This window comes from Nocardiopsis sp. LOL_012, assembly GCF_048060475.1.
GTDB lineage: Bacteria > Actinomycetota > Actinomycetes > Streptosporangiales > Streptosporangiaceae > Nocardiopsis.
The window spans coordinates 52739-59050 of sequence record NZ_JBHMIV010000032.1; the positions used below are offsets into that span (position 1 = coordinate 52739).

At 71.9% G+C, this 6312-nt stretch carries 8 protein-coding genes; 4 read left to right on the plus strand and 4 right to left on the minus strand.

The window, feature by feature from the left end; all coding sequences use genetic code 11:
• The first annotated feature begins 18 nt into the window (after window positions 1–18).
• The 4 genes from ACFHWE_RS18640 to ACFHWE_RS18655 all read left to right on the plus strand — a co-directional run bounded on the left by ACFHWE_RS18640 (window position 19) and on the right by ACFHWE_RS18655 (window position 2958).
• Window positions 19–618, plus strand: coding sequence for a hypothetical protein (locus ACFHWE_RS18640; protein WP_416602954.1), 600 nt, complete (start codon window positions 19–21; stop codon window positions 616–618).
• 28 nt (window positions 619–646) lie between these two features.
• Window positions 647–1678, plus strand: a complete 1032-nt coding sequence (locus ACFHWE_RS18645) for a DUF2637 domain-containing protein (protein WP_416602955.1) — start codon at window positions 647–649, stop codon at window positions 1676–1678.
• 49 nt (window positions 1679–1727) lie between these two features.
• Window positions 1728–2288, plus strand: a complete 561-nt coding sequence (locus tag ACFHWE_RS18650) for a hypothetical protein (RefSeq protein ID WP_416602956.1) — start codon at window positions 1728–1730, stop codon at window positions 2286–2288.
• Window positions 2289–2400: 112 nt separating this feature from the next.
• Complete coding sequence (locus ACFHWE_RS18655; protein WP_416602957.1) at window positions 2401–2958, plus strand: AAA family ATPase; 558 nt, start codon at window positions 2401–2403, stop codon at window positions 2956–2958.
• 37 nt (window positions 2959–2995) lie between these two features.
• Here ACFHWE_RS18655 and ACFHWE_RS18660 read toward each other — a convergent pair whose 3' ends face one another.
• The 4 genes from ACFHWE_RS18660 to ACFHWE_RS18675 form a co-directional block, all read right to left on the minus strand.
• Complete coding sequence (locus ACFHWE_RS18660; protein ID WP_416602958.1) at window positions 2996–4045, minus strand: protein-L-isoaspartate O-methyltransferase family protein; 1050 nt, start codon at window positions 4043–4045, stop codon at window positions 2996–2998.
• Window positions 4046–4073: 28 nt separating this feature from the next.
• A complete protein-coding gene (locus ACFHWE_RS18665; RefSeq protein ID WP_416602959.1) occupies window positions 4074–4499 on the minus strand; it encodes a lasso peptide biosynthesis B2 protein in 426 nt (141 codons plus the stop codon).
• Window positions 4496–4777, minus strand: coding sequence for a PqqD family protein (locus ACFHWE_RS18670; protein WP_416602960.1), 282 nt, complete (start codon window positions 4775–4777; stop codon window positions 4496–4498). The genes ACFHWE_RS18665 and ACFHWE_RS18670 overlap by 4 nt, the downstream gene beginning before the upstream one ends.
• Window positions 4774–6312 (minus strand): albusnodin/ikarugamycin family macrolactam cyclase (locus ACFHWE_RS18675; RefSeq protein WP_416602961.1); only part of this gene is annotated, 1539 nt, incomplete at its 5' end. The genes ACFHWE_RS18675 and ACFHWE_RS18670, both read right to left, overlap by 4 nt.

The window sequence follows — 6312 nt, forward strand, 5'->3', positions numbered from 1 at the left end:
ACATCCCAGGTGATCGCCATGAGCACTGACGTCCCCATGCCCGCACCGATCCGGCGCCTGCCCACCACCCGGGCGGGCTACCCGATCCCCGTCCTCACCCCGCGCGGCGACATGTCCGCCACCTTCACCATCAAGGAACTGCCCGATACCGGCCTGACCGCCGTGTGCCCCTGCCGCGACCACGACCGGCCCCACAAGCTCGGCGCGATCTGCCCCGATCTGCAGCGGCGCGCGATGCGCCGACACCGGTGCGGCGTGTGCGGCACACGCCTGGACCCCCGCTCGGGACTGGCCTTCATCCGCGACGACCCGTACACGCTCGACTTCATCGAACCGCCGCTGCATCCGCGGTGCATGGCCTACTCGGCTCAGGCGTGCCCCGTGCTCGCCCGCTCGATCGACACCGCCCAGGTCCTCATCTGCCGCCGGGTGCGGCTCTACGAACGCCGCGAGACCGCCAGATGGGACGGGCGGCGCACCGTCCACCGCCACTTCCCGCTCGGCGACGCGCACGGGCGCCGCTTCGGAGCCCTGGTCTACCTGGTGGCCGTGCCCGTCAGCCCCCAGGTCTACCCCTGCGCCGAGTGGCTCGACCAGCACGCGCCGCCGCTGTCGTGAACCCCCGCCCCTGGAGAACCCCTTTCACATGGACACCACGCAACTGATCATCCTCACCGTCTGCGGCCTCGCCGCCGTCGGTGTCCTGCTCTATCCCTGCCTGCGGCTCACCCGGTCCTTCTCCGCCTGGTACGGGCGCCTCACCGGCCAGGAGCGCGCCAACCTGGTGGAGAACGCCCTCGTGGTGTTCTTCGCCTCGGTGGCCAGCGGACTCATCATGCAGGGCCTGGTGGGGTTCGCCCGAACGGAGATGGGCCTGACCGGGATCTGGCCCTACCTGCTGTTCGCCGCCCTGGACGGCATGGCCGGCTTCTTCGCCTTCGTCTCCTACCGGTGGGCGCGCATGGGCGCCAGCGCGCTGGGGCCGCGGTCGATGGTGCTGCTGATCGTGGCGGGCAGCGCCTGGTTCCAGTGGTCGCACGCGGCCGCCGCGGGCCAGGGCGTGGCCGCCCGGGTGGCGTGGTCGCTGATGCCGGTCATCGCCGCCGCCCTGTGGGAGACCGTGCTGCGCCACCGCCGCAAGCAGTGGGCGCGCAGCCGCCGGGAGGCGGCCGGGCCCCTGGTTCCGGCGGCCCGCTGGTGGTGGGACCCGCTGGGCTCGCTGCGCATCGCCCGCCAGGCCGCCATGTGGCACGTCACCGACTGGGAGAGCGCCCTGGACCTGTACGCGATGAAGATCGAGACCCAGCGCCGCCTCAGGAGCGCCCTGGGTCCGATGTGGCGGCGCAGGGTGCCCGCCGAGGTCTCCGTGCGCCTGCGCCAGGGGTTCCACATCCGCGAGGCCAAGGACCTGGCCGACGCCTTCCTCGCCCAGCAGGAGAAGAGGAACACGGCCTCGGCCGAGACCGACCCGCTCGTCTTCTTCAAGGCCGTGCAGTTCTACGTCGAGGCCGCCGACGCCGGCATGGCCCCGTCCGAACGCGGGCTGTGCGAGCAGTTCGGCGTCTCCCCCAAGAAGCGCCGCTGGGCGCAGAAGGTCATCGCCAAGGCCAAGGAAGTACGCGCGGACAGCGACCCGCCGACCCGCGCCGCTCAGCAGCAGATCGAAGCCGGCGCCTGACCCCCGCGACGCCGACCGTCCCCACCCCCTGTCGTCAGGAGGAGTCCGTATGACCACTCACCCGATGCCGCCCGAGATCGCCCGCCTGCCCCGCGCCGGTTCGACGCCTGTGCCGTGGACGGTGCAGTGGAGCGGCGGGAGCGACCACGTCGTCCAGCGCGACCAGGGGCCCGTGCTCGTGTGCACCTGCAAGCCCGGACAGGGCCGCCCCCGGTTCGGCACACCGTGTGTGAACCACCAGCGGCGCGCGGTCCAGGAGCGCCGCTGCACCGTCTGCGGTATCCCCATCGACGCCGATCAGATGTGCACCTGGCCGTTGGCCGACACCGCCACCCGCTACTACTTCGAAGCTCCCTCTCACACGCGCTGCCTGGCCTTCGCGCTGCGCTCCTGCCCCAAGCTCGCCTCGATCGCCCACCGCACCCACGTGGTGCGGGCCCGTGACTACACGGTCTGGGAGCGCCGGGCGGTCGGCACCGGCCCGGAGGGGGTCGTCTTCGAGATGGTGCCGCTGGGCGAGCAGGGCTCGGGAGTGGTCGAGCTCTATGCGCTCGCCCCCATCGATCCCGAGTTCGTCCCGGCCACGGGGTGGCTGGCCCAGCAAGGATGAGCCGCGCGGACCGGGGCGCTCTTGCACTGGAGGGCGCTCCGGTCCGTGCGGGCCGAGAGCAATCAGCCGGTAGAGCCTGCGCAGGGGCGGGCCGTCGGCTAACGTCGCGGCCATGAGTACGCGGGGAAACGATGCCGCTGAACCTTCTCTTGCGCCCCGGCTGATCGTGCTGCGCGGCAACTCCGGGTCGGGCAAGACCACGGTGGCCCACGCACTGCGCACGGCCTACGGGCGCGGGCTCGCGATCATCTCCCAGGACGTGGTGCGCCGCGAGATCCTCAGGGAGAGGGACCGGCCAGGTGCGGCCAACATCGGCCTCATCGACCTGATGGCGCGCCACGCCCTGGACGCGGGCTACCACGTGGTGGTCGAGGGCCTGCTGTACGCCGACCGCTACGGCGGCATGCTCACCTCCCTCGTGGCCGACCACCACGGCCCGGCTCGCTGCTACTACTTCGATCTGCCCTTCGAGGTCACGCTGGCGCGGCACGCGACCAAACCGATCGCTGGAGAGTTGGGGGAGGCCGAACTGCGGCAGTGGTGGCGCCCCCGGGACCTGCTCCCCGACGGGCTAGAGGAGCTGATCGACGAGCACAGCAGCACCGGGCAGAGCGTGGCGCGGATCCTCAGCGACTGCTCTCTGACGAGAGGACGCTCGGTGCCTTCTTAAAAAGCCGACGAGGACCGTTTCCGCCAGCACTGTCCTGTCAGATGCGTGAGCGCCGGGTATCGCGCGTAGTTGCGTTCAGCTCCAGAGCCCACCCCTGGTCGACGGGAACCGTGTGGGCTGTGAGCTCATCGATCCGGGGCCCTCCGAGGCCCTTCCACTGCTGGTAGAGGCCGCGCACCCGCTCCAGCGCGGGAGAGTCGGCGCTGTCGGCGACGATGCGGGTTTCGGGGAACAGCGCGACCAGACCAACCTGGTCGGACGTGGTGATGCCGACCATGGTCTCCTTACCGCGGTGGGCCACCGTCAACCCGGCCGGGTCCTGGGCCAGGGTCCAGAGCTTGAAGTGCTCGACCTCGGGCCAGCCGATGCCCAACGGTTCGGTGTGGGGTGCGTCGAGCACGGCGGTGAACACCCTCTCGGCCAGGTCCCGGTCACCGGTGGCGGCAATCCAGGGGGCGGACAGGTAGGAGGGGTAGCGCTCGCCGTCCAGAACGCGGGAGACGGTGGCGTAGCGGGAGCGGTCCAGGGCCGCCGTCGTCATGGGCACGTACTGGCCCCGGTGCAGCGTGACCTGCCCGGGGGTGTGGTCGTCGGCTACGGTGATGCGGGCCATGGCGGTGGAGTAGGCGATCGGCGCGCATACCAGCGGGGCCACGATCACTCCGCCCGGACGTACCTGTTCGGTCCATGCCTTGGGCAGGTGGGGCGGGGTGGTCCAGGCGATGAGCCGGTCGAAGGGCGCCTGCTCGGGGGCGCCGGCGTAGCCGTCCCCGGCCAGGGAGGTGATGGTGGTGTACCCGGCTTCGCGGTGGAGGCGGTCGGCGCGGGTGACGAGGTCGTGCTCCACGTCCACCGATACCACGGTGCCCTGCGGACCGGTGAGTTCGGCCAGGGCGGCGGTGGAGTAGCCCGAGCCGGTACCGATCTCCAGGATCCTCAGACCTGGCACAGGGTCCAGCAGGGGCAGGTGGCGTTCGATGACCGAGGCGGGCGTGGTCTGTCGGACGGCGCGCCGGTCCTGTCCGCGGTAGTGGTGTTCATCGACCCGTTCCAGGGCAGCGGTGATGGCGTTCGGGGCGGCGGTCATCGGTGGTTCGGCCTTTCCTGGTGGTCGGTCAGATCCGCAGTGCTGTGGTCCAGGGCCAAGGAGTGTCGGTGGGCTCTCCTACTGGGGTGCCGTCGGGGTGTTGGGCCCAGGCGTGGGTGGCAGGCGGGTCGAAGCGCCCGCCCAGGCACCAGTGCAGGCGCCGCCCGGTGAACGCCGCGGCTAGGACCAGGGCCAGGGAGGTTTCCAAGCAGGCGACCCGGCCCGGCCACAGGGCGCTGGCACGGGTGCAGGCGTGCACCAGGCGAGTGAGGGCGGGGGCTTCCGCGCCGGGTGTGGCCAGTGGGAGTCGGTGCAGGGTATCGATGGTGGCGATGGTAGCCCGCAACGGTAGGCGCAGCAGGCAGATCGCGCATGTCAGCGCGAGTGCGGCGAGCAGGTGCCGGTGCCGCTTCAGTGGTGGACGGTGGTCGGGAAGGGCCATCGGGTGGCTCATGGGCTGTCCTCGGTCTGCACAAGGCGCTGAGTGCGCAACTCCTCCAGGAGCGGGGCCAGGTCGGCGTTGAGGTGGGCGGGGGCCAGGGCGTAACGGTCGGCGAGTTCGGTCAGGGCCTGCTGGTGGGTGAGCCCGTGGTGGATGGTGGTGTGCCAGTAGGCGGCGGCGGTGGGGTTGAGGTGGGTCCAGGTGCCGGTGCGCAGGTTCAGGATCAGCGCGCCGCGGCCGTGGGGGTCGATTGCGGCGGCGGCCCACCGGGTGGGGTACACGCGTGTCACTGGTGCCCCTTCACTGTTGTGGCGGGGTGCGGTGTGTCGGCCCACCAGGAGGGGGCCTCGTGCAGGGATCGCGCCCACATCTCCGTGGTGATCAGGTGGGCCAGGGCTCCCAGTGGTGCGGGGCGGCCGTCCGCAGCCCGTTCCAGGGCGGCCAGGGCCGGGGCGGTGTCCACGAGGCCGGCTTCGGCGAGCTGGGAGGTGGCCAGCAGGTCTTCGATGGCCGGGGCGTTGCGGCGCAGGCCCTGGTAGGCGTGTGTGGTGAAGGAGTCCTTGGAGTCGCGTTCCCCCACCTGTGGTGGCAGTAGGCCGTGCATGGCCTCGCGCAGGCGGGGCTTGAAGCGGTAGGCGTCGGCGCGGGTCCAGGAGGGGGCGGCCAGCGTGGCGCGCACCACCGTGTTGTCCAGGAACGGGGCGTTGATGTCCAGGCCGATGTCGTGGTGGGCGAGATCGCAGAAGGTGGTGTGCCCAGCTGCGTAGTAGCGCAGTCCCCGGTGGTCGGCCCACTGTCCGGGCAGGAGGTCCTGGTGCTCTTGGTCGGCTGCGGCGGCGGCCTGGTGGGTCTGGTGGGCGAGGGACTGTCGGGCGGCGGGGGTGAGCCAGGCGGCCAGGGCTGTCGGGGCGGCCCAGGTCAGGGTGCGTTCCAGGCGGGGCGGGCGGGTGCGGTGTTGCAGGTGGTCAGCCAGGTTGGTGAGGGCGTCGGGGTAGCGGGTGCGGGCCAGGCGCAGGACGGCGCGGGCGAGACGGTGGACGGGGATGCGCCAGAGGCGGGCGTGGGCCAGGGTCTGGGTCCAGGCGCGGCGGTGGTGTCCGTGGGCGAGCAGGTCGGCCAGATGGGCGGGGCCGGTGGACAGCACGTTGTCGCCGCCGTTGCCGGTCAGGTGCACGGTGCTGCCGTGTTCGGCGGCGGGGGTGAGGTAGGCGCGGTGGCGTGCCCACGCGCGCAGGTCCAGGGCGGGCGCGTCGGTGGGGATCTGCTGGTGCAGATCGGTGTAGGGCCAGGTGGTGTGGTCACCGCGGGCGAGGTAGTGGGTGATGGCCCTGCTGGTGGCAGCGGCGGTGCGGGCGTGGTGCACGTCGGTGTGGTTGCCCAGGTCGGGGGCAGTGTAGGTGGTGGCGAACACTGGGGTGTGGCGGGCTGCGAGCAGGGTGATGGTGGTGGAGTCCATCCCTCCGGACAGGTCCGCGCTCACGTGTGCGCTGTCTGGGGTGCGCAGTGCGACGGCGTCGGTCAGGGCGGTGCGCAGGCGTTGGGCTATCTCCGCTGGTTCGAGGCCGGACAAGGGCGCGGGGGCGGTGGTGGCGGCGCGCTGGTGGGTCAGGTACAGGGTGTGGCCGGGCGGGGCTTGGCAGACGCCTCGCCACAGACTGCGGGGACTCCGCAGTTCCTCGACCAGCGGAACGGCCAGGTGTGCGGCGAGCGCCTCCCTATCTAGGACTGCGCCGGTGGCCTGGGCCAGGGGGCGGGCGCGGGTCGCCCACCACCCACCCGAGCCCGCTACGTCAAGCCCGACTCGACCTCGGCACCACCCTGGAAC

Bases quoted from the DNA above. Each gene is read 5' to 3' on its own strand.
- ACFHWE_RS18640 (WP_416602954.1), top strand. From the start codon at position 19: ATGAGCACTGACGTCCCCATGCCCGCACCGATCCGGCGCCTGCCCACC.
- ACFHWE_RS18645 (WP_416602955.1), top strand. From the start codon at position 647: ATGGACACCACGCAACTGATCATCCTCACCGTCTGCGGCCTCGCCGCC.
- ACFHWE_RS18650 (WP_416602956.1), top strand. From the start codon at position 1,728: ATGACCACTCACCCGATGCCGCCCGAGATCGCCCGCCTGCCCCGCGCC.
- ACFHWE_RS18655 (WP_416602957.1), top strand. From the start codon at position 2,401: ATGAGTACGCGGGGAAACGATGCCGCTGAACCTTCTCTTGCGCCCCGG.
- ACFHWE_RS18660 (WP_416602958.1), bottom strand. From the start codon at position 4,045: ATGACCGCCGCCCCGAACGCCATCACCGCTGCCCTGGAACGGGTCGAT.
- ACFHWE_RS18665 (WP_416602959.1), bottom strand. From the start codon at position 4,499: ATGAGCCACCCGATGGCCCTTCCCGACCACCGTCCACCACTGAAGCGG.